2 protein-coding genes are annotated in these 2542 nt (G+C 64.1%); both read left to right on the plus strand.

The features are described from left to right. The first annotated feature begins 78 nt into the window (after window positions 1–78). Entirely contained in the window at window positions 79–615 is a 537-nt protein-coding gene (locus HQL56_19520) for a hypothetical protein (protein MBF0311706.1), read from the plus strand. A 698-nt stretch (window positions 616–1313) separates the two neighbouring features. Next, a partial coding sequence (locus tag HQL56_19525) for a glutamyl-tRNA reductase (protein MBF0311707.1) occupies window positions 1314–2542 on the plus strand: 1229 nt, incomplete at its 3' end.

A 2542-nucleotide genomic window follows, 5' to 3' on the forward strand; every position in this document is an offset into this window, starting at 1 on the left:
GGGCGGGTTTTCCGGGGGGGGGGGGTTTGGGGGGGCTTGATTCGGGGGGCGGAAGCGGGGGGGGGGGTGCAAGAGGCCGTGAACGCTCTGTTGGCCCGTCGTTGGCTGATTCGACCCGACTGGTGGATCTGGAGCGGACGGGATTTGCTGTCGGGGGGCTTGGCGCTGTTGTTGGCTCTGTTGGTGGGGCGGTGGGTTTTCGATTTGGTCATGCGGCGTCTGCCGCCGCTGTTCCTGTTGGGGAACAGTCGGCAGCGTTTGGCGGGCGTGGTTCGGACGGGTGTTGTGTTGGTGGTGTTGCCGGTGTTGTTGTTGGTGTGGGGTTTTCATCCGGGGTGGATGGCGGTATTGCCCTGGTTGGGGCTGGTGGTGGCGGGAATTGCGGGGTGGCGGCTTTGGCAGCAGTGGTTGCAGGCGGTGGTTTTGGCGGCGGCGCCGGGGTGGCGGGTTGGGCAACGGGTGGTGGTGGCGGGTGTGGAGGGGGAGTTGCTGGCATCGGGGCTGGAGGGGGTGATGTTGCGGAGTGAGGGTGGCGAGCAGCGTCTGGTACCCTACGGGCTGTTGACCACGGCTCCCGTGGTGCTGTTTCCCGCCGGACAGGGGTTGACGGAGTGAACGGGGGGGGGAGCGAGGTAAGCGGTCCGTAGAGTAAACGGGGGTCCGGGGGGGCGAGCCCCCTCGGTGGGGTTTGGGGCGAAGCCCCAAGGTGTGTCCGTTGACGTGGCCGTAAGCGGTCCGCTGCCCCCTATAAAAGCGCGAAAGCCCTTCACCCGCACCGACTGACTGTTTCGCAGCGGACCGCGGGGGGGCAAGGGGGGGCCTCATCCCCCCATCCTTGAACGCGCCAGCAAACCCGAATCCGGTATATCCCCGGAAGCCTGCCCCCGGATGAGGCAACGGCTGAAAGGCAACGACTGAAAGGCAACGGCTGAAAGGCAACGGCTGAAAGGCCACGTCAACGGATGGGGGGATGAGGCCCCCCCTTGCCCCCCCGCGGTCCGCTGCGTTCAATCGAGTCCGTGCGGGGAATGGGGCTACCGTGTAGGCCATTTTGTGCAGCGGACCGCTTACGGCCACGTCAACGGATAGAACCTCGGGGCGCTGCCCCGAACCCCGCCGAGGGGGCTCGCCCCCCCGGACCCCCGTTTTCCCGAAAGCAACCTCTTCCCCTCCCCCTTCCCTCTTCCCTTCCCTCTTCCCCTCCATCTTCCCCTCCCCACCTCTTCATCCGCCTTGCATCCCAGAGGCAATCAGGGCTTTAATGGGAGGTTTTCTGACTCGTGTGACCTTCTGCCCCATTCGGGGATGGCTTCATGAAGCTCGGCGTCATCGGCATCAGCCACAAGAGCGCCCCGGTGGCCCTGCGGGAAAAACTGGCCTTTCCCCCGGAAACCCTCACCCAGGACCTACAAAATCTGGTCACGATGGAAGGGATTTCGGAAGGATTGATCCTGTCCACCTGCAACCGGGTGGAGATCTACTTCTGCAGCCGGCAAATCGAGGGCGGAATCGGCAACGTGGTGCGCTGGCTGGCCGGACGACGCGGCGTGGAACCCGGCGAAATCGTCCCCCATCTCTATCGCCATCTGGAGCAGGAGGCCGTGCGCCACGGCCTGCGGGTGGCCTCCAGCCTCGATTCCATGGTGGTGGGCGAAGCCCAGATTCTGGGACAGATGAAGGAGAGCTACCGTCAGGCCGTCATGGCGGGTACCTCCGGATTGCTGCTCAACCGGTTCTTCCACCACGCCTTCCGGGTGGCCAAACGGGTTCGTACCGAAACCACCATCGCCGAAAACGCCGTCTCCATCGCCTCCACCGCCGTGGTGCTGGCCAAACAGATCTTCGGTCGTCTCGACGGCCACTCCTGCCTGCTCATCGGCGCCGGAGAGATGTGCGAACTGGCCGCGCGACATCTGGTCAGCAACGGCATTCGGGAAATTCTGGTCACCAACCGTACCCTGGCCCGGGCGGAAAGCCTGGCCCACACCTTCAACGGTCGGGCCTTTCCTCTGGAAGCCCTGACCGAATGGCTGCCCCGAGCGGATATCATCCTCTCCTCGACCGGCAGCAGTACCTACATGCTGACGGCCCCCATGGCTCGCGCCGCCTTGAAACAGCGTCGGCAGCGCCCCATGTTCTTCATCGATATCGCCGTGCCACGGGATCTCGATCCCGATATCGCCAAGCTGGATTCGGCTTTTCTGTACGATATCGACGATCTCAGCCGGTTGACCGAGGAGAACCGGAAAGATCGCGCCATTGCCGCCACCCAGGCGGAAGTCATCGTGGGCGAGGAGTGCGACGCCTTCCGCCAGTGGCTGGAGTCGCTGGAAGTGGTGCCCACCATCGTGGCCTTGCGGCATCGCCTGGAAACGTTGCGGGATCAGGAAGTGAGCCGTACCTTGCAGAACTGGCCCAATCTGGGAGAGGCCGATCGCAAGCGGGTGGAAAATCTGGCGCGATTGCTGGTAAACAAGATATTGCACGATCCGGTGAGCCAGTTGCGACAGTTGGGCACGGAAGAGGATGGGGCGCGATATGT

The sequence above is a fragment of the Magnetococcales bacterium genome, assembly GCA_015231925.1.
Lineage (GTDB): Bacteria > Pseudomonadota > Magnetococcia > Magnetococcales > JADGAQ01 > JADGAQ01.